17 protein-coding genes are annotated in these 17,958 nt (G+C 65.1%); 6 read left to right on the plus strand and 11 right to left on the minus strand.

Going from position 1 to position 17,958, the window contains the following annotated elements; all coding sequences use genetic code 11:
- Window positions 1–419 (minus strand): class II aldolase/adducin family protein (locus AB4Z27_RS12085; RefSeq protein ID WP_441644538.1); only part of this gene is annotated, 419 nt, incomplete at its 3' end.
- A gap of 52 nt (window positions 420–471) precedes the next feature.
- Window positions 472–1,470 carry a Bug family tripartite tricarboxylate transporter substrate binding protein gene (locus AB4Z27_RS12090; RefSeq protein ID WP_092293938.1) on the minus strand — a complete coding sequence of 333 codons (999 nt, stop codon included), beginning with the start codon at window positions 1,468–1,470 and terminating at the stop codon, window positions 472–474.
- Window positions 1,471–1,616: 146 nt separating this feature from the next.
- Between AB4Z27_RS12090 and AB4Z27_RS12095 the strand changes: the two genes are divergently transcribed.
- A complete protein-coding gene (locus AB4Z27_RS12095) occupies window positions 1,617–2,213 on the plus strand; it encodes a helix-turn-helix domain-containing protein (RefSeq protein WP_092293936.1) in 597 nt (198 codons plus the stop codon).
- A gap of 81 nt (window positions 2,214–2,294) precedes the next feature.
- Here AB4Z27_RS12095 and AB4Z27_RS12100 read toward each other — a convergent pair whose 3' ends face one another.
- From AB4Z27_RS12100 to urtA, 7 genes are read right to left on the minus strand one after another with little or no spacing between them, the layout of a single operon-like run.
- A complete protein-coding gene (locus tag AB4Z27_RS12100; RefSeq protein ID WP_092293934.1) occupies window positions 2,295–2,609 on the minus strand; it encodes a zinc ribbon domain-containing protein in 315 nt (104 codons plus the stop codon).
- A 37-nt stretch (window positions 2,610–2,646) separates the two neighbouring features.
- A complete protein-coding gene (fmdA, locus tag AB4Z27_RS12105) occupies window positions 2,647–3,879 on the minus strand; it encodes a formamidase (RefSeq protein ID WP_092293932.1) in 1,233 nt (410 codons plus the stop codon).
- A gap of 52 nt (window positions 3,880–3,931) precedes the next feature.
- On the minus strand, window positions 3,932–4,621 hold the full coding sequence (gene urtE / locus AB4Z27_RS12110; RefSeq protein ID WP_441591257.1) for an urea ABC transporter ATP-binding subunit UrtE: 690 nt from the start codon (window positions 4,619–4,621) through the stop codon (window positions 3,932–3,934).
- A 30-nt stretch (window positions 4,622–4,651) separates the two neighbouring features.
- Window positions 4,652–5,395, minus strand: coding sequence for an urea ABC transporter ATP-binding protein UrtD (gene urtD / locus AB4Z27_RS12115; protein WP_092293928.1), 744 nt, complete (start codon window positions 5,393–5,395; stop codon window positions 4,652–4,654).
- A 12-nt stretch (window positions 5,396–5,407) separates the two neighbouring features.
- Complete coding sequence (urtC, locus tag AB4Z27_RS12120; RefSeq protein ID WP_441644539.1) at window positions 5,408–6,535, minus strand: urea ABC transporter permease subunit UrtC; 1,128 nt, start codon at window positions 6,533–6,535, stop codon at window positions 5,408–5,410.
- Between the two features lie 19 nt (window positions 6,536–6,554).
- Window positions 6,555–7,469 carry an urea ABC transporter permease subunit UrtB gene (gene urtB / locus AB4Z27_RS12125; RefSeq protein ID WP_092293926.1) on the minus strand — a complete coding sequence of 305 codons (915 nt, stop codon included), beginning with the start codon at window positions 7,467–7,469 and terminating at the stop codon, window positions 6,555–6,557.
- Window positions 7,470–7,506: 37 nt separating this feature from the next.
- A complete protein-coding gene (gene urtA / locus AB4Z27_RS12130) occupies window positions 7,507–8,787 on the minus strand; it encodes an urea ABC transporter substrate-binding protein (protein WP_441644540.1) in 1,281 nt (426 codons plus the stop codon).
- Between the two features lie 168 nt (window positions 8,788–8,955).
- Here urtA and AB4Z27_RS12135 point away from each other — a divergent pair, with 168 nt between their 5' ends.
- The 5 genes from AB4Z27_RS12135 to AB4Z27_RS12155 all read left to right on the plus strand — a co-directional run bounded on the left by AB4Z27_RS12135 (window position 8,956) and on the right by AB4Z27_RS12155 (window position 15,420).
- Entirely contained in the window at window positions 8,956–12,303 is a 3,348-nt protein-coding gene (locus AB4Z27_RS12135) for a hybrid sensor histidine kinase/response regulator (RefSeq protein ID WP_441644541.1), read from the plus strand.
- A 22-nt stretch (window positions 12,304–12,325) separates the two neighbouring features.
- Window positions 12,326–12,970 carry a response regulator transcription factor gene (locus AB4Z27_RS12140; RefSeq protein ID WP_441644542.1) on the plus strand — a complete coding sequence of 215 codons (645 nt, stop codon included), beginning with the start codon at window positions 12,326–12,328 and terminating at the stop codon, window positions 12,968–12,970.
- Between the two features lie 125 nt (window positions 12,971–13,095).
- Window positions 13,096–14,079 (plus strand): Bug family tripartite tricarboxylate transporter substrate binding protein, encoded by a 984-nt coding sequence (locus tag AB4Z27_RS12145; protein WP_441591262.1) that lies wholly within the window; start codon window positions 13,096–13,098, stop codon window positions 14,077–14,079.
- On the plus strand, window positions 14,072–14,938 hold the full coding sequence (locus tag AB4Z27_RS12150) for a PhzF family phenazine biosynthesis protein (protein ID WP_441644543.1): 867 nt from the start codon (window positions 14,072–14,074) through the stop codon (window positions 14,936–14,938). Before AB4Z27_RS12145 ends, AB4Z27_RS12150 begins: the two co-directional genes overlap by 8 nt.
- Window positions 14,935–15,420, plus strand: coding sequence for a RidA family protein (locus AB4Z27_RS12155; RefSeq protein ID WP_092293914.1), 486 nt, complete (start codon window positions 14,935–14,937; stop codon window positions 15,418–15,420). Before AB4Z27_RS12150 ends, AB4Z27_RS12155 begins: the two co-directional genes overlap by 4 nt.
- Before the next feature lie 19 nt (window positions 15,421–15,439).
- Here the strand turns inward: AB4Z27_RS12155 and AB4Z27_RS12160 are convergent, their stop codons facing one another.
- Together AB4Z27_RS12160 and AB4Z27_RS12165 are read right to left on the minus strand one after the other, a co-directional pair.
- Window positions 15,440–16,252: a helix-turn-helix transcriptional regulator gene (locus AB4Z27_RS12160; protein ID WP_369823413.1), complete on the minus strand. Its 813-nt coding sequence runs from the start codon at window positions 16,250–16,252 to the stop codon at window positions 15,440–15,442.
- A gap of 125 nt (window positions 16,253–16,377) precedes the next feature.
- Window positions 16,378–17,937: a methyl-accepting chemotaxis protein gene (locus AB4Z27_RS12165; RefSeq protein ID WP_092293911.1), complete on the minus strand. Its 1,560-nt coding sequence runs from the start codon at window positions 17,935–17,937 to the stop codon at window positions 16,378–16,380.
- Between the last annotated feature and the right edge of the window lie 21 nt (window positions 17,938–17,958).

The raw sequence follows: 17,958 nt of genomic DNA on the forward strand, positions 1-17,958 counted from the left end.
TGGGAGATGGTCAGGGGAACCTCGAGCATGGCAAGCGCAGAGGCATGCGGCGCGTGGGAATGAACGATGCAGTTCAGGTCCGGACGCGCGCGATACAGCCAGGAATGGAAGCGGTTGGCAGGGTTCGGCATGCCGTTTCCGGAAAGCACTTCGAGATCCTCATTGACGAGCAACAGGTTGTCCGCGGTGATTTCATCGAAGCCAAGACCCAGGCGCTGCGTGTAGTACGTGCCGGGCGCCTCGGCCCGCGCGGTGATCTGGCCCGCGAGCCCGGAATCGTGACCGAACGCGAACAGGATTCGGCAGGTTTCCGCGACGGCCTCGCGCAGGGGCATCTTGTCAGCCCGGAGTTCCGTCTGCATCGTCTTGAGCGAAGCGGCGACGATCTCGCTTTTGCTCATTTGCATTGTGTCAGCCATGGTGTGTCCTTTCTGGGATGTGCTGGAGAGTATGGTGAGTAAGAAGCGGCTTTTACTTTGTCTTGTCGGCCGCGCCGAGCAGCGCCGACCATCGCTGATTCTCTTCTTCGATCAGCTTTCGGAATTGTTCAGGCGTCGAGGCCATTGGCTCGGTCCCTTGAGCGACCAGCGTGGCCTTGAACTTCGGATTTGCCGTGACGGTGCCTACCGCCGCATTGAGCTTCTTCACGATGGCGGGGTCGAGTCCCGCTGGTCCGATCAGCCCAGCCACCGAGCCTGACACCAGCGTCGGGAACCCCAGTTCGGTAGTCGAAGGAACCTGGGGTGCAGTGGACAGCCGGCGCGGATTCGCTACGGCGAGCGCGCGAAGCTTGCCCGAGGTGACGAACGGCATGACTTGAGGTGTCGCCTCAAAAGTCATGTTCACCTGTCCCGATACGACATTGGTGACGGACTCGGCGCCGCTCTTGAATGGCACATGGAGAAACTCGATTCTTGCCGCGTCCTGAAGCACGCGCATCCCTTGATAAGGCGAGCTACCGACGCCAGCGGTTCCAACGCTCACGGAATCTGGTTTGCGCTGGGCAAGCTTGATGAGATCGGCGAGCGTATTTGCCGGGACATCGGCACCCACCACGACCAGATGCGGTGTTGAGCCCACCAGGGAGATGTAGGTGAAGTCCTTCGCGCTGTCGAAGTTGACCTTGATGTCCGTGTGAGGATTGACGGCCAGGATGCCGACCGTGGTGAACATCAAGGTGTAGCCGTCCGGCCGTGCGCGCCGGACAAAGTCCGCCGCAATGTTCCCGCCCGCGCCCGGACGGTTTTCCACAACGATGGATTGACCGAGTTGCTCGGAAAGGGCCTTACCCGTGGCGCGGGCCACGAGGTCTGTAATGCCTCCCGCGCCAAACGGGACGACCAGGGTAATGGGCTTGTCGGGAAACTCTGCCGCGTGACCGGCAAGGGGTGCACTCAACAGTACGGCAGCGGAAAGGGTGACCACGAACGTCAGGTCACGACAGCGGGGGCGGCTGGGACTCACTTGCATTCTCCTTGGGGATATTGGAAACAAGTGTGTCTAGAATGACACCAAAGTGTCATGTGTGCAACTGCGTTGTCGTGAAAACGTTCGACCCTTACAATTGCGGTCTGTGGAAGCGCCTGTGCAGGCGCTTTGGAACTTCGATCCCCGGGATGACGAAAAAGCAAGAAGTGAGCGCAGAGCCCGCGACGCCGGGCATTGCTGAGCGCCTGGCTGAGCTACGCAAGCTGAATAGCTTGACGCTTGAAGAACTGGCGCAGCGCGCATCGCTGACGAAGAGCTACCTGTCCAAGCTGGAACGGGGGTTGTCGTCGCCGACCATCGGCACCGTGCTCAAGCTGGCTGAAGCGTTGTCAGTGACCGTCGATCAGCTCATCTCCAGGTCATCGCGCGCCAACGAGATCCTTCACGTAAAGGCCGGCGACCGCATTCCGTTCAGTCCGTCTACCGAGCGACATGGCTATACCTATGAAGCCATTGCGGCGGAGCGACCGGACAAGGCCATGCAGCCGTTTATCATGCTGCCGCCCTTCACATTGGCTGAGGATCAACCGATGGCCAGCCACGCTGGAGAGGAGCTGATCTTCGTGGTATCAGGGCAAATGGAGGTGTTGTTCGATGGCCGCACCGTGCGCATGAGTGCCGGTGACTCGCTCTACTTCAATGCCTCGATTCCTCACAGATCGCGCTCGGTGGGCAAAGTCCAGGCGCAAGCGCTAGTCGTGGTCAGCGATCGCAGGAAGATTTGATATTGGGCACGGGGAGACCGTGCCTCAACGGCGCTGGACGCCCCAGCACGTTGGCCGCGCTGGGGTCAGTCCCTGTGCTGCTCAGTGCGAGATCATCCACGGCCTGCCGCTGGTGCTCTTGGCCACGTCGGGCCGGCCGGCGAGCTTCGGCTGCGCGCAGCACCCGCAACCGGATCCATGCCGCGATGATTCCTTCGGCGCAGCCGCGCTGCGTTCGTTGACCGCATGGGCGGCCCGCGCCGACGCCGCCATGCTGGCGAGCGCCGGCGCGGCCACGAGTGCCCGCTCCGCACCCATGCCGCAGGCGGGGCACATGGCAGGCGCATCGCGCCGGGCCATCGGCCGGATCAATGCAAACTCGCCGCAGTCCTTACACCGGTAGTCATAGGTAGGCATCGCCGCTCCGCTGGGTGGATTGCAACATGGTGCCGGCTTAGACCACGTCTGGCGACAGTGGCAGATCCACGTCCCCCGCGATCATCCGCGTCGGCCCGCTGGCGCTGGGACGGATGTCGAAGTCGAAGATCTGGGTGGGCAACCACAGTGTGGCGCAGGCATTGGGAATGTCCACCACGCCACTGATATGCCCCTGCACCGGGGCGGTTCCGAGGATGGAGTACGCCTGCGCCCGCGAGTATCCGAACTTGGTCATGTACTCGATCGCATTCAGGCACGCCTGCCGGTAGGCGACCTGTACGTCCAGATAGTGCTGCTTGCCCGCTTCGTCGACAGAGATCCCTTCAAAGATCAGGTAGTCGTTGTAGTTCGGCGTGATGGGGCTCGGCTTGAAGATCGGATTGCGGATGCCGTACTTGGCCATGCCGCCCTTGATCAGCGACACGCGCATATGTACCCAGCCCGCCATCTCGATCGCGCCGCAGAACGTGATTTCGCCGTCGCCCTGCGAGAAATGCAGGTCGCCCACGGAAAGCCCGGCGCCATCCACATACACCGGGAAATACACCTTGGCGCCGCGTGAGAGGTCCTTGATGTCGCAGTTGCCGCCATGCTCACGCGGTGGCACCGTGCGTGCCCCCGTGGCGGCGGCCTGGTCGCGCGCATCGCCCTGCAGCTTGCCCATGTGCGCCGTCGCCGCGAAGGGCGGATTCGCCAGCGGTGGCACGCGGTCCGGTTGCGTGGCGATAAAGTCCATCTCCCGCTTGTTCCATGTCTCGAGCATGGCAGGGTCCGGCAGGCAGCCAATCAGCCCCGGATGGATCAGCCCGGCGAAGTTTACACCGGGGATATGCCGCGACGAGGTGTACAGGCCGTGGAAATCCCAGATCGACTTCTGCGCCTGCGGGAAATGATCGGTCAGGAAGCCGCCGCCGTTCTGCTTCGAGAAGAATCCGTTGAAGCCCCACTGGCTGTCAGGCTTCGCGCCGATGTCGAGCAGATCCACCACGAGGAGGTCGCCCGGCTCCGCGCCTTCCACGCCCACCGGGCCGGTCAGGAAATGGACGATGGAGAGATCGATGTCACGCACATCGTCGGCCGAGTCGTTGTTCTTGATGAAGCCGCCGGTCCAGTCGTAGGTCTCCAGGATGAAATCCTCGCCGGGCTTGACCCAGCAGGCCATCGGGATATCCGGATGCCAGCGGTTGTGGACGTTGGGGTTCTCGTACGGCGATTCGGCCAGATCGACCTTGATCAGGGTATCCGTCATGACGTTTGCCTCCTGGTAGCGGGGAAGATGCGGTGAAGATGCGGGATTGCGTTCAGACCGACAGCAGTTGCCGGATGTGCGCCACATCCGTGCTGTGGCGCTGGGTCTCGTGCACGAAGCGGCCGCCTTCGATGACCAGCAGCCGATCGGCCACGTCCATCGCGAAGCTCAGCACCTGTTCGGAGAACACGATAGTGATGTCGCGCGTGCGCCGAATCTCGTTCAGCGCGCGCGCGATGTCCTTGATGATCGAAGGCTGAATGCCCTCGGTGGGCTCATCCAGCAGCAGCACCTTCGGGTTGCTCACCAGCGCGCGGGCGATGGCCAGCTGCTGTTGCTGGCCACCGGACAGGTTGCCGCCCTTGCGGCGCCGCATGTCGAACAGCACCGGGAACATCGCGAAGATCTCGTCCGGAATCCGCAGCACGCGGCTTTGCTCCATGCCGGTGAGGATGTTCTCCTCCACGGTCAGGTGCGAGAAGATCATGCGGCCCTGCGGCACATAGCCGAGGCCGGCGCGCACGCGACGATAGCTTTCGTCGTGCGCCACGTCGCGGCCATCCACGGTAACCTGGCCCGAGCGTACCGGGAGCATGCCGATCATCGCCTTGAACAGCGTGGTCTTGCCCATGCCGTTGCGGCCCATGATGGCCACGGTTTCGCCTTGCGCTGCGGAGAAAGACACACCATGCAGCGCCTCGCTCTGGCCATAGTTCACCACCACGTTGTCCACGGAAAGCATGCGGGATTCTCCTTTGGCGAGTTGGCCGCGTCAGTGGCCGAGGTAGACGTCGATCACGCGGGGGTCGTTCTGCACCTGGGCCATCGAGCCTTCGGCCAGGATGCGGCCCTGGTGCATCACGGTGACCTTGTCGGCAATACGCTGCACGAAGTCCATGTCGTGCTCGATCACGATCACCGCGCGGCCCTTGCTGATGCGCTTGAGCAGGTCGGCGGTCAATTCGCGCTCGCGTACGCTCATGCCTGCGATCGGTTCGTCGAGCATCAGCAGCTTCGGGTCCTGCATCAGCAACATGCCGATCTCCAGCCATTGTTTCTGGCCGTGCGAGAGCTGGGCCGCCTCGCGCTCCAGGACATCGTCGAGCGCGATCTCCGCAGCCACCTCGGCCACGCGCTGGCGCTCCGCCTCGGTGGTGCGAAAGGTCAGTGCGCCCAGCACGCTGCGGCCGCGGGGGAACGAGACGGCCAGGTTCTGGAACACCGTGAGGTTCTCGTAGATCGAGGGCGTCTGAAACTTGCGCCCGACCCCGGCGCGTACGATCTGGTATTCGGGCAGGCCCGTCATCTCGCGATTGCGAAACTTGACGCTGCCGCCGCCGGCGCGCGTCTTGCCGCAGATCAAGTCGAGCAGCGTGGTCTTGCCGGCGCCGTTCGGGCCGATGATCACGCGGAGCTCGTCGCGGTCCACGTATAGCGTGAGGTTGTCGATGGCCTTGAAGCCGTCGAACGACACGGTCAAGTCCTCAACCGCCAGCATGAAGTCGGTATTGCTCATGATGTCTCCCGGTCAGGCCGTCTTGGCCGGCAGGGATTCCGGCTTGGGCGGCTCGGTGGTGCGGCGGCGACGGCCGATGTACTTGGCGTAGAGCCCTGCCAGCCCGTCGGGAAACGCCACCACCACGCCGATGAACAGCGCCGCCATCAGGAACAGCCACAGATCCGGAAAGCTCTCCGAGAAGTAGGTCTTGCCGGCATTCACCAGCAGCGTGCCCCACACCGCGCCCACCAGGCTCATGCGGCCGCCCACCGCGGCGAAGATCACCATCTCGATGGACGGTACGATGCCGACGAACGACGGCGACATGAACCCGACTTGCAAGGTGAACATGGCGCCGCCGATGGCCGCCAGCGCGGCCGCCAGGCAAAACACGAACACCTTGAACATCGACACGTCGTAGCCCGAGAACCGCACGCGGTCTTCCTTGTCGCGCATCGCCAGCAGCAGCACGCCGAGCTTGCTGCGCTGGATCCAACGGCACAGTGCGATGGCCCCGAACAGCAGCGCCACGGTGACGAAGTAGAGAATCAGCCGAGCGCTGTCGGTGCGGATATCCCAGCCGAGCAGCGTCTTGAGGTCGGTGATGCCGTTCACGCCGCCGGTATAGCCCTGTTGCCCGATGATCAGCACTGACAGAATGAGCGCCACCGCCTGCGTGATGATGGCGAAGTAGACGCCACCCACGCGCCGCCGGAACATCGCCACGCTGATGACGAATGCCAGCAGGGCCGGCACCACCACCACCCCGATCAGCGCGACCGGCAGATGGCGGAACGGCTCCCACCACCATGGCAGCGCCGTGAGCTGGTTCCAGTCCATGAAGTCGGGAATGCCCGGCGTGGACTGGATGGCGGTACTTTTGGCATCCGATGCCTCCAGCTTGAGGAACATCGCCATGGCATAGCCGCCGAGGCCGAAAAACACGCCCTGGCCCAGGCTCAGGACGCCGCCGTAGCCCCACAGCATCACCAGCCCCACGGCCACGAAGGCGTAGCTCAGGTATTTGCCGATCAGGTTCAGGCGGAACACATCCAGCGCAAGCGGCATGATCACCACCAGCACGAGCGCCAGCAGCGCGTAGCCGGCCCATGCGCCGCCTATGCCGCGCAGCCGTTGCAGTCGGGAAGAGTTGGACATCGTTTGTGCTCCTGGCATGTCAGCGCCGTACCGCCGGGGCGAACAGGCCCTGCGGACGAATCATCAGGATGGTCACGATCAGCAGCAGGGTCAGCACCCGTGCCATCGACCCGGTCATGAAGAACTCGGTGATGGACTGCATCTGCGCGATGCCGAACGCCGACGCCACCGTGCCGGCGAGGCTCGCTGCCCCGCCGAACGTGACCACGAGGAACGAATCGACGATGTACAGCGCGCCGCTGGTGGGGCCCGTGGAGCCGATCGTCGTGAATGCCGCGCCGGCCACGCCCGCGATGCCGCAGCCGATGGCAAACGTCAGGCGGTCGGTGCGCCGGGTATTGATGCCGGCTGCATTCGCCATCGGCCGGTTCAGCGTGGTGGCGCGTACGCGCAGCCCCCAGCGCGACCGGTACAGCGCGAGCCAGACAAGCCCCGCTACACAGAGCGTGAGCGCCATCACGAACAGACCGTTGATGGGGATGTCGAGCCCGGGTGCGGGTGACCATGAACCCATCAGCCAGTCGGGCAGCGTGGGGCTGACTTCCTTGGGGCCGAAGGTGGAGCGGAACGCCTGCTGCATGCCGAGCGACAGGCCCCAGGTGGCGAGCAGCGTATCGAGGGGCCGCTTGTAGAGATGCCGGATCAGCGCCCATTCGGCCAGCCAACCCGCGCCGAACGCGATGGCGAACGCGGCGCAGATGGCGATGGGAAAGTAGTAGGGCATCCACGTCGGCGCCAGGCGCTCCACCGTGGTGGAGGCCAGGAAGATGACATAGGCGCCGATGGTCATGAACTCGCCGTGCGCCATGTTGATGACGCCCATCTGGCCGAAGATGATGGCCAGCCCGAGCGCCATCAGGAGCAGCACCGAGAACAGGCTCAGCCCTGCAAAGCCCTGCATCAGGCCGATGTTCAGCATGTCCGACACGTTCATGACTCTTACTCCGTGGATCGATGGGACGGCGACGGGCTTACTGATAGCCCTTCGGGAACGGATTGGGCGGAATCAGTTGCGGCGACTCGGCCACCACCTTGAACTGGCCATCGAGCTGCGCCAGCCCGACGCGCGTCTTGCTCCACAGGTGATGATTCGTATCCACCTTGACGTAACCCTCGGGGGCGGACTTCAATTCGATGCCCGGCGAGGCCGCGACGACCTTGTCGATATCGAAGCTGCCGGCCTTCTCCACCGCGGCCTTCCACAGCCAGGGGCCGAGGTAGGCGGCCTGCGTGACATCGCCGATCACGGCCTTGCTGCCGAACTTGCTCTTGAATGCATCGACAAACTGCTTGTTGTTGGGGTTGTCGAGCGACTGGAAGTACTTCATGGCCGCGTAGTAGCCGGCGATGTTCTCGCCGCCGATGCCGAGCACTTCGTCCTCGGTGACCGAGATGGTCAGCAGGAACTGCTTGTCGGCGGTAATTCCGGCCGCCTTGAGCTGCTTGTAGAAGGCAACGTTCGAGCCGCCCACGACGATCGCGTAGATGCAGTCGGGCTTGGCGACCTTGATCTTGTTGATCAGCGAGTTGAAATTGGTGTGGCCGAGCGGGTAGTACTCCTCGCCCACGACCTTGAGCTTGAGGAAGTTTTCGATGTGTTTGCGCGCGATCTTGTTGGATGTCCGCGGCCAGATGTAGTCGGAGCCAATCAGGAAGAAGCTCTTGGCGTTCTTCTGCTTGGCGGCCCAGTCGAGGCCCCAGATGATCTGCTGGGTCGCTTCCTGTCCGGTATAGATCACGTTCTTGGACTGCTCGAGGCCCTCGTAGAACGTCGGGTAGTAGAGCAGGCCATTCTCTTTCTCGAAGACGGGCAGCACGGCCTTCCGCGAGGCGGAGGTCCAGCAGCCGAACACGGCCGCCACACGGTCGTTGACCAGCAGCTTGCGGGACTTCTCGGCGAAGGTCGGCCAGTCCGAGGCACCGTCTTCCTTGATGACCTTGATCTTGCGGCCGAGGATGCCGCCAGCGGCGTTGATCTGGTCGATGGCGAGCTGTTCGGCCTGGATCGACCCGGTTTCCGAGATCGCCATGGTGCCGGTGGCCGAATGCAGCTGGCCGACGGTGACCTCGGTATCGGTGACGGCGAGCCGGGTGGTATTCACGGTGCCGGTAGGCAGATTGGCACCGTGGGCCTGCGCGGCCATGCCGGCCAGCGGCAGCGCGGGCAGGGCGGCAAGGCCCTGCATGAGCCGGCGGCGGTGCAGGGAAGGCGGGGACCCGTTCTGTTCGTTATCGCTTTCGTTGTCACGCATGATCGACGCTCCGTTGGGGAAGAGGAATGCTGCGGAGCGATCATGCTGCGGGTGGGGGACGCCCAGCCATACGTCATTCAACGTAGTCGGGCCGGCCACTGGCGCACGGCACATCTCTTGCATCCGCAGCGCACGACCCATTGCCAGTGCGACCATGCACCCCTCTCCATGTCGAGCGTCCCCCAGCCCGTCCAGCGCATCAGCAAGATCCGGCGCGACTACAACCGCTGGGTGGCCGACGAGACCCTTGAGGACTACGCGCTGCGGTTTGCACCAAGGTCGTTCCGAAAATGGAGCGCGTTTCGGGTCGGAAATACCGCTTTTGGTGCAGTCGCGTTCCTCGCGCTGGAAGCCATCGGTGCCGCCATCACGCTCAGCTATGGCTTCACCAACGCGATGTGGGCCATCGGCGTGGTCAGCCTTGTCATCTTCCTGACCGGCCTGCCGATCTCCTACTACGCCGCGCGTCATGGCGTGGACATGGACCTGCTGGCACGGGGTGCGGGGTTCGGCTACCTTGGCTCCACCGTCACCTCGCTGATCTACGCCAGCTTCACCTTTATCTTTTTCGCGCTCGAGGCGGCCATCATGGCGCAGGCATTCGAGCTGCTGTTCGGTCTGCCGAGGTCCATCGGCTACCTGCTGTCCGCCATCGTGGTCATCCCGCTGGTCACCCATGGCGTGACGCTGCTGTCGCGTATCCAGCTCTGGACCCAGCCGCTGTGGCTCGTGCTGCTGATCCTGCCCTATGGGCTGATCCTGTGGCGCGAGCCGCAGCGCTATACCGAGTTTCTCTCGCTCAACGGGCGCCTGGCCGATGGCGACGGTTTCTCATGGGAAGCGTTCGGCGCCGCCGCCACGGTGGCCGCCGCGCTGATCGCGCAGATCGGCGAACAGGTGGACTTCCTGCGCTTCATGCCGCCGCTCACGCGGGACAACCGCGTGCGATGGTGGGGGGCGTTGATTGCGGCCGGACCGGGCTGGATCATCCTTGGTGCGGCCAAGATGGTTGGCGGAGCGTTTCTCGCCTTCGTCGTACTGCAGGCGGAATTGCCGATCGCCCACGCGCTGGAACCGACGCAGATGTACCTGGCAGGCTTCGCACTCGGGCTCGGCAACGGTTGGCCCGGCTGGGTGGCCGTGCTCCTGACAGGACTGCTGGTGCTGGTCTCCCAGACCAAGATCAACATTACCAATGCCTACGCGGGCTCGCTGGCGTGGTCGAACGTGTTCGCACGGCTCACGCACAGCCATCCGGGCCGCGTGGTATGGCTCGCGTTCAACGTGCTGATCGCGGTGATGCTGATGGCGATGGGCGTGTTCGAGGCATTGGAGCAAGTGCTGGCGCTCTACGCCCACCTGGCGGTGGCGTGGGTCGGCGCCATCTTTGGCGACCTTGTCATCAGCAAGCCGCTTCGACTGTCGCCGCGCGATATCGAATTCCGCCGCGCCTACCTGTTCGACATCAATCCGGCAGGCTTCGGCGCCATGGTGCTGGCCTCGGCGTTGTCGATGCTGGTGCATCTCGGCGTGTTCGGCGACACGCTGCGTCCCGCCTCGGTAGGGGTGGGTCTCGCGCTGGCGGTCCTGTTGCCGCCGGCGATTGCCTACCTCACGCAGAGCCGCTATTTCATCGCGCGGGCACCGGTCCACTTCGGCGCGCGGCACGCGGTCATCCGTTGCGCGATCTGCCGTAACCCGTTCGAGCAGGAGGACGTGGCAGCGTGCCCGGCCTATCGCGGCCCGATTTGCTCGCTGTGCTGCACGCTGGATGCGCGCTGCGGCGACCGGTGCAAGCCGGGGGCCAGCGCGCAGGAGCAGATCGCCTTCGCGCTCACGCGCGTGCTGCCCGCCGGCACGCCGCTGGTCATGGCACGCCGCATCGGTCAGTTCAGTCTTGTGTTGGCTGGGATGGTGTTCGCGTTCGGCACGTTGCTGTGGCTGCTCTATACGCAGGAGCAGCTATCGGGCCCATTGGTGCACAGCGCCGCGCCGCGCACCGACCTGTTTCTCAAGATTGGTGCCGGGCTGGTGCTGTTTGCCGCGGTCGCTTCCTGGTGGCTGGTGCTGGCCAACGAAAGCCGGACCGTCGCCCAGGAAGAATCGGAACGCCAGAACGGGCTGCTGCAAAAGGAGATCGATGCGCACCGCCGTACCGATGCGGCGCTTCAGCATGCCAAGGAAGTCGCGGAGCAGGCCAATGCCGCCAAGAGCCGGTTCATCACCGGCATGAGCCATGAGATGCGCGCGGGGCTCAACTCCATCCTGGGATACTCGCAGCTGCTGCTGCGGGCACCGGCGTTGCCGGCGGCATGCCGCGAGGATGTGCAGACCATCGGCCGCGCCGGCGAACACCTGTCCAGCCTGGTCGATGGCCTGCTGGAGCTGTCACGGATCGAGGCCGGCAAACTGCGGCTCGAGCACGACGCCGTGGCGCTGGAGGGCGTGTTCGACGACCTGGTACGCATGTTCCGCCCGCTGGCCGCGGCACGCGGGCTGACGTTTCACTATCGCGTATCCGGCGCCTTGCCGGCCCATGTGCATGGCGATTCCAAGCGATTGCGGCAGATTGTCATCAACCTGGTCAGCAATGCCATCAAATTCACGGAGCACGGCGCGGTCACGCTGGCGGTACGCCATCAGCGTGAGCTGGCGACGATCACGGTCAGCGACACGGGCCCCGGCATCGCGCCGGAAGACCAGGTGCGCATCTTCGATCCGTTCGAGCGCGCCACGGCCCATGACGACCGAGAGGGCATCGGACTGGGACTCGCCATCGTGCGGCTGCTGGTGGACCTGATGGGCGGCGAGGTCAGGGTGCGCAGTGCACCGGGCATGGGCAGCGAGTTCTCGGTGCGGCTCTATCTACCCGCACTGTCGGTACCGGTAACACGGCCACGGAGGGTCCCGGAGGCGCCGCTGCCGGCGAATGCAAGGGTGTTGATCGTCGATGACCGGCAGTCGCACCGGGCGGTGCTGCGCGGCTTCCTGTCACCGTTGGGGCTGGCGGTGCAGGAAGTCGGGGAGGGCGCCGCTGTGCTCCCGCAACTGCGGGCGTGGCATCCGCATCTGGTGCTGCTGGACCTGAACCTGCCGGATGCATCGGGTTGGGACCTGTGCCGTGAGATCCGCGCGGAGCCGGGCGCGTCGCAAGTGGTCATCGTCTCCGCCAACGCTCACGAGAACACCGAGGAGGCCAGGCTTCAGCATGGCTACCTCGGCTTCGTCAGCAAGCCGGTGCGCGAATCGGAGCTGATCGACATGGTCCGGCACGCGCTGACGCTGCCCGCCCAGCCCGCCGAGCCTGAGGCGCCGCCCCACGCCGAGCTGCTGCGCGAGATGCTGCAACTGGGCGCCACCGGCCGGCTGCGCGCGCTGGAGGCGCAACTGGCGGAACTTGCCGCCAGCGGCGGCGGCATCGGTGCGTGGGCGCGCAAGATGCTGACGCTGGCGCGTACCGATGGCGCTGCATTGAATGATCGACTTGGCGAGGCGCTCCGTGCATCCCGAACCTGAATCTTCTGCATCCGAAACACGTGTGCTCGTGGTGGACGACAACGCCGACGCGCGCAGCTTCCTGACCCGCGCGCTGGGCGGCGAAGCCATGCTGGTGCACACCGCTGCCAGCGGCAACGCTGCGCTCGGCGCGCTGGCCCACTTTTCCCCGGATGCGGTGCTGTTGGACGTGGATATGCCCGGGATGGACGGTTTTTCCACCTGTGCCGCGTTGATGGACCGCCACGCAGACCTCCCCGTCATCTTCATGACCGGCCTGGGCGATACGGTGCACATCGTACGGGGCTTCGAGGTAGGCGCGTGCGACTACGTCACCAAGCCGGTGGCCATCGCCGAGGTGGTGGCCCGCGTGCGGTCCCACGTCGGCAAGGCGCGGCAGGCGCGCGCGCTGCGCGAGGCCATCCTGCGCAGCCATGGCGAAGCGGAAGGCGGCGCCGACATGCTCGCGTCCACGGCGGCACTCACGCGGCGTGAGGCCGAAGTCATGTCGTGGGTAGCCCGTGGCAAGACCAACCGCGATATCGCCGACATCCTCGGCATGAGCCCGCGAACCGTCAACAAGCACCTGGAGCACATCTTCGAGAAGCTCGGCGTGGAAACGCGCACTGCCGCCGTGGCAGCCAGCGCAGCACGCGCCAGGGGGCATGTACCGGCACCGGCCGATTGATCTGTCGGGCGCTTTGGACGCTGGATCTGCCGCGAGCGCATTTCGGATCGCTGAACGTCGCATTCCGGTTTGAGGGCGGGTCGACGCGTTTCTAGACTGCATGCATTCCAACAAGGGGAGTGCACATGTCCATCCTGTCCATATCCACGCGCAGGGCCTGGTGCGCCCTGCTGGCGGGCGCTGTCGCAGCGTGTTCCGTCGCCGCCCATGCGGAAACCTGGCCGGCGAAGCCCATCACCATGGTGGTGCCATTCCCGGCTGGTGGCGGTACCGACCTCGTGGTTCGCTCGATCCAGCCGCTGCTGCAGCGCGAACTCGGGCAGCCTGTCGTGATCGACAATCGCAGCGGGGCTGGCGGCACGATCGGTTCGGGCTTCGTGGCGCGGGCCGCCGCCGATGGCTACACGGTGGGCGTGGTCACGACGAGCACGCATGCGGTAAGCGTCGCGCTCTATCCGAAGCTGGCCTACAACCCGGCGAAGGACTTCGCCTATGCGGGCTTCATCGGCACATCGCCTTATGTGCTGGCCGTCCACAACGCCATGCGCGTGGCCGATGCCCGGACGCTCGTCGCCCGGTTGAAGGCGGACAAGTCGCAGCACAGCTTTGCGTCGGTAGGCGTTGGCACCGTGTCGCACCTGATGGGCGAACAGTTCCAGAAGTTCGTTGGTGTGCCGATGGTCCACGTCCCGTATCGTGGCGCGGCACCGGCCTACACCGATCTGATTGGCGGTCAGGTGCAGATCATGTTCGACAACCCGGTCGGATTGGCGCCCTACATCAAGGCTGGGAAGGTTGCCGCCATTGCTGTGACGGCCTCCACGCCGTTGTTGCCGGAAGTTCCGACGTTCGCCAGCCAGGGTGTGCCCGGCTTCGAGCAGCAGCTGTGGTACGGCATCGCCTTTCCGAAGGGGACGCCCGCTGCGATCGTCGATCGCTTCAATGCCGCGTTGAACAAGGTGCTCGCCGACAAGGCGGTCGCCGACGATCTTGCCGGCAAAGGCGTGACCGCGCGCCCCGGGACGCCGTCCGCGCTGCAGGCTGCCGTCCAGCAGGACATCCCATACTGGGGCAAGATTGCCAAGTCCGTGGGAGCCATAGGTGAGTGACGTCAATCTGATCCGGGTGTTCGTGCGCGATGGGCAAGGCGGCAATCCGGTGCCGTTGGTCGCCGACGCGCGTGGCATGAGCGCGCCGGCAATGCAAAGCGTTGCCGCAACGCATGGACACGAGTCGGCATTCGTATTGCCGAGCGAGATCGGCTGCGATTGGCGCTTTCGCTTCTTCGTGCCGCAGCACGAGATGGAGATGTGTGGTCATGCCACGGTGGGCACGCTGTGGGCGCTGCGCCAGTGGGGGCGTTGGACCACGCCGACGGCGCGCATCGAAACGCTGAGTGGCATCGTGCTGGCGTATTGGGACGACGCATCGCAGCGCGTCTGGATTTCGCAGCCGGCAGTGCGTACCGAGGTGCTGGATGCCGGGGCGTCGGACCGCGTGGCCATGCAGCTCGGCCTGCCTGCCGGCAGCTATGCGGCCATCAATGCCGCGACCAGCCGCGTGAAGACGCTTGTCTGCCTGCCATCCGTGGCGATGCTCGACGGTTTGCAGCCGGATTTCTCGACCATGGAGCCGCTATGCGCGTCGATCGGCTCGACTGGCCTCTATCCCTATGCGTTCGGGGCGCCTAAAGCGGACGGGCAGCCCGTCGTCCATGCGCGGCAGTTTCCGAAGTCGTCGGGCTATCCCGAAGACGCCGCCACCGGCATCGCTGCGGCGGCGTTGTGGGGGTATCTGAACCAGGCGGACCCACTGCGTGGCCAGGGTCGAACGGTGTCGTCCATCGCAGTCCGGCAGGGCGATGCCATGGGCAGCCCTTCGGAAATCCTCGTGGCTCCACGCCATGCCGACTCAGGCGAGCCCGACGGCTGCTGGCTCAGTGGCGGCGTGGCATGGAGCCACGCATGACGGTCAGTTCTCCCGAAGCCTTGCTTGCTGCCGCAGGATTTGCCATGCCCGCGGTGTCCAGTCCGCGTGGTAGCTATGCGCCGTATCGCGCGGTGGAGGTGGGGCCATCGCGTTGGGTGTCGATCGCCGGGCAGGTATGCCGGCAGCAAGGCGTGGCCATGGCAGGCCAATGCCAGAGCGAAGCCGATGTGGAACCCGCCCGCCGTGCTGCCGAAGTATCGATGCTGAACGCGCTGGCGGCGCTTCGGGTGGCTTGCGACGGCGAGTTGTCACGCGTCATCCAGATCGTCCGCCTGCGCGGCTTCATCCGCGCGGCGTCAGACTTCACCCATCATCCGGCCGTGCTCGATGCGGCCTCGGCCGTCCTGCGTACGGCATTCCCCGATCAGCCCCTGCCCGCTCGCAGCGCGCTGGGTGTGTCGAGCCTGCCGGATGGGGCGTGGACGGAGATCGAGATCGATGCTGTCGTGATGGCGGGATGAGGTCGCCAGTCCGCCGCGCCTATGACGGATCGGCGGCCTCGCGCAGCAAGCGGTGCAGATGTCCGCTGGATGAAAAGCCGAGGTCCAGGCTGACGCTGGCGACGGATTGACCTTGCGCGATCAGGGCGCGTGCATGCGTAGCCAGGATGCGACGCCTGAGTGCCACGGGCGTCACGCCGAACTCGATCTGGCAAGCGCGCTGCAAATGCCGGATCGAGACGCCCAGCTCGCTGGCCACGGTATCGATCGAAGGCAAGGGCAGGTCGCGTTCGAGCGCCTGATGGAAGCGCCGGACCATGCGCAGTGCCACGGATGCCGGCTCTTCGGGTATCGCCAGCGGCCGGCTGCTCATCAGTTGCTCCACGATGGCGCGCACCAGCCAGGAAGCGCTCGTCGCCGAGATCCCCGGCGCCAGCAGCGCCTCGAGCATTGCGATGGTCGCGGCGTCCAGATGCATGGCGCCAAACGGTCGACCGGCGGGCAGGCGGTCGGGCGGCAGGTATAGCTCCCCATGCTGTTGGCGCCCGCGCTCGGATGCCGTCAGATGCGAGATCGACGCCGGCAGCAGCACTGCGGTGCCGCGCACCAGCGAAACGGCATGCGGCGAGTCCGGCTCGCCGGACACATCGTTCCATGTCGTCTTGAGTCTCCCCATGCGCGGCCACAGCAGCATGCCGCAGTCGTGGATATGCCATCCCCGGTGAAAAACGGGCTGGCGGCTGTCATGCAGCGCGAATCCATGCTTCGCAGTCAGATGCAGCTTGGGAGACAGGTGAGGATCGTTGGTCATCGGGGGCGCTTCGGCAGCCATCGGCAGCATGCCGTCGATCATACGCTGTTCCCGGTCTCTCCCAGTTCACCAGAACCGGGCGTTCCGGCGATTCCACGACAACCCACAAAAAAAGCCCGCAGCCAGACCGGCCTGCGGGCTTCAACACCCTTGTCGAAACACCTGTTTCAGATTGCCCCTGCCAACCTGAACTGCCCCACGGCCCGGTGCAGGGCGTCTGCCTGATCTTCCAGCGACGCCGCTGCGGCCGTGGCTTCCTCCACCAGCGCCGCGTTCTGCTGCGCCATCTGGTCCATTTGCGACACCGCCTGGTTCACCTGCTCGATGCCGCCCGTCTGTTCTTCGGTGGCGGCGCGCATTTCGCCCATCAGGTCGGTCACGCGCTTCACCGCTTCGACGATCTCTTCCATGGCGCGGCCGGCGCCTTCCACCAGCACCGAGCCGTCTTCCACGCGCTGGGCCGAGTTGTCGATCAGGGCCTTGATCTCCTTCGCCGCCGTGGCCGAGCGCTGGGCCAGGCTGCGCACCTCGCCGGCCACCACGGCGAAGCCGCGGCCCTGTTCGCCCGCGCGGGCGGCTTCCACTGCCGCGTTCAGCGCCAGGATGTTGGTCTGGAAGGCGATGCCCTCGATCACGCCGATGATGTCCACCACTTTGCCGGACGCCGCCTTGATCTCGCCCATCGTGCCCACCACCTGGTGCACGATCTGGCCCCCGCGCACGGCGATGTCCGAGGCGCCTTCGGCCAGCCGCGACGCCTGCCGGGCGTTGTCGGCGCTCTGGCGGACCGTGCTCGTCAGCTCCTCCATGCTTGCGGCGGTTTCCTCGAGCGAGGCGGCCTGCTCCTCGCTGCGGCGCGACAGATCCACGTTGCCCGCCGCGATCTGGCGTGCCGCGCCGGCGATCGAATCGGCCGAGCCTCGGATTTGTCCGATGGCCCCGGTCAGGCGCGCCTGCATCTGCTGCATGTTGTAGAGCACGCTTTCGCGGTCGTTGGGCTTGGTTTGCACATGCGAGGCGAGGTCGCCCTCAGCGATGCGCGCCGCGATCTGCGACGTCAGCGCGGGCTCACCGCCCAGCTGCTTCTGCAGGCTGATGGAGACCCGCACCATCACCACGCTCATCAGCGCGCCCACGCCCAGCAGCCAGCCCAGCGCTTCCCAGAGCGACCGGCGGAATTCGGCGTGGATGTCATCGAGGTACAGCCCGGCGATGAAGTCCCAGTCCCACGGTTTGAAGTTCAGCACGTAGCTCAGCTTGGGCTGGGGGGCCTCGGCGCCCGGCTTGGGCCAGAGGTATTCGACGAAGCCGTGGCCCGGGTTCTTGCCCAACGCGGCGATCTCGCGGAACAGGTAGACCCCGTTGGGGTCCTTCATGTCGCCCATGTTCTTGCCATCCAGCTCCTTCTTGATGGCATGCATGAGCACCACGTGATCCGAACGCATCACGGTGAAATAGCCGTCCGCGCCAAAGCGCAGCGCGCGCACGCGGTCCAGCGCCTGCTTCTGGGCTTCTTCCACCGGCAGCTTGCCGGCCCGCGCCATCGCTTCGTATTCGGTGACGATGGAGTTGGCGACATCGGTGACATGTTCGAGTGACAGCTTGCGGTCCTCGAACCGCAGCGCGCGCATTTCCCAGGCGTTCCAGAGGGTAATGGCCAGCAGGCAGATCCAGCTCAGCACCAGCGGCAGCATGAGCTTTTTTCTCAGGCTGAGATTTTGCAGCATTCGTTTTCCTCCTTTTCCTTG

This window comes from Cupriavidus sp. KB_39, assembly GCF_052114485.1.
GTDB lineage: Bacteria > Pseudomonadota > Gammaproteobacteria > Burkholderiales > Burkholderiaceae > Cupriavidus.

What these genes read in the sequence shown, in the direction of transcription:
- AB4Z27_RS12135 (WP_441644541.1), top strand. Translation starts at nt 8,956, where the DNA reads ATGTCGAGCGTCCCCCAGCCCGTCCAGCGCATCAGCAAGATCCGGCGC.
- AB4Z27_RS12100 (WP_092293934.1), bottom strand. Translation starts at nt 2,609, where the DNA reads ATGCCTACCTATGACTACCGGTGTAAGGACTGCGGCGAGTTTGCATTG.
- AB4Z27_RS12095 (WP_092293936.1), top strand. Translation starts at nt 1,617, where the DNA reads ATGACGAAAAAGCAAGAAGTGAGCGCAGAGCCCGCGACGCCGGGCATT.
- urtB (WP_092293926.1), bottom strand. Translation starts at nt 7,469, where the DNA reads ATGAACGTGTCGGACATGCTGAACATCGGCCTGATGCAGGGCTTTGCA.
- AB4Z27_RS12145 (WP_441591262.1), top strand. Translation starts at nt 13,096, where the DNA reads ATGTCCATCCTGTCCATATCCACGCGCAGGGCCTGGTGCGCCCTGCTG.
- urtE (WP_441591257.1), bottom strand. Translation starts at nt 4,621, where the DNA reads ATGCTTTCCGTGGACAACGTGGTGGTGAACTATGGCCAGAGCGAGGCG.
- urtC (WP_441644539.1), bottom strand. Translation starts at nt 6,535, where the DNA reads ATGTCCAACTCTTCCCGACTGCAACGGCTGCGCGGCATAGGCGGCGCA.
- AB4Z27_RS12160 (WP_369823413.1), bottom strand. Translation starts at nt 16,252, where the DNA reads ATGATCGACGGCATGCTGCCGATGGCTGCCGAAGCGCCCCCGATGACC.
- urtA (WP_441644540.1), bottom strand. Translation starts at nt 8,787, where the DNA reads ATGCGTGACAACGAAAGCGATAACGAACAGAACGGGTCCCCGCCTTCC.
- AB4Z27_RS12165 (WP_092293911.1), bottom strand. Translation starts at nt 17,937, where the DNA reads ATGCTGCAAAATCTCAGCCTGAGAAAAAAGCTCATGCTGCCGCTGGTG.
- urtD (WP_092293928.1), bottom strand. Translation starts at nt 5,395, where the DNA reads ATGAGCAATACCGACTTCATGCTGGCGGTTGAGGACTTGACCGTGTCG.
- fmdA (WP_092293932.1), bottom strand. Translation starts at nt 3,879, where the DNA reads ATGACGGATACCCTGATCAAGGTCGATCTGGCCGAATCGCCGTACGAG.
- AB4Z27_RS12155 (WP_092293914.1), top strand. Translation starts at nt 14,935, where the DNA reads ATGACGGTCAGTTCTCCCGAAGCCTTGCTTGCTGCCGCAGGATTTGCC.
- AB4Z27_RS12090 (WP_092293938.1), bottom strand. Translation starts at nt 1,470, where the DNA reads ATGCAAGTGAGTCCCAGCCGCCCCCGCTGTCGTGACCTGACGTTCGTG.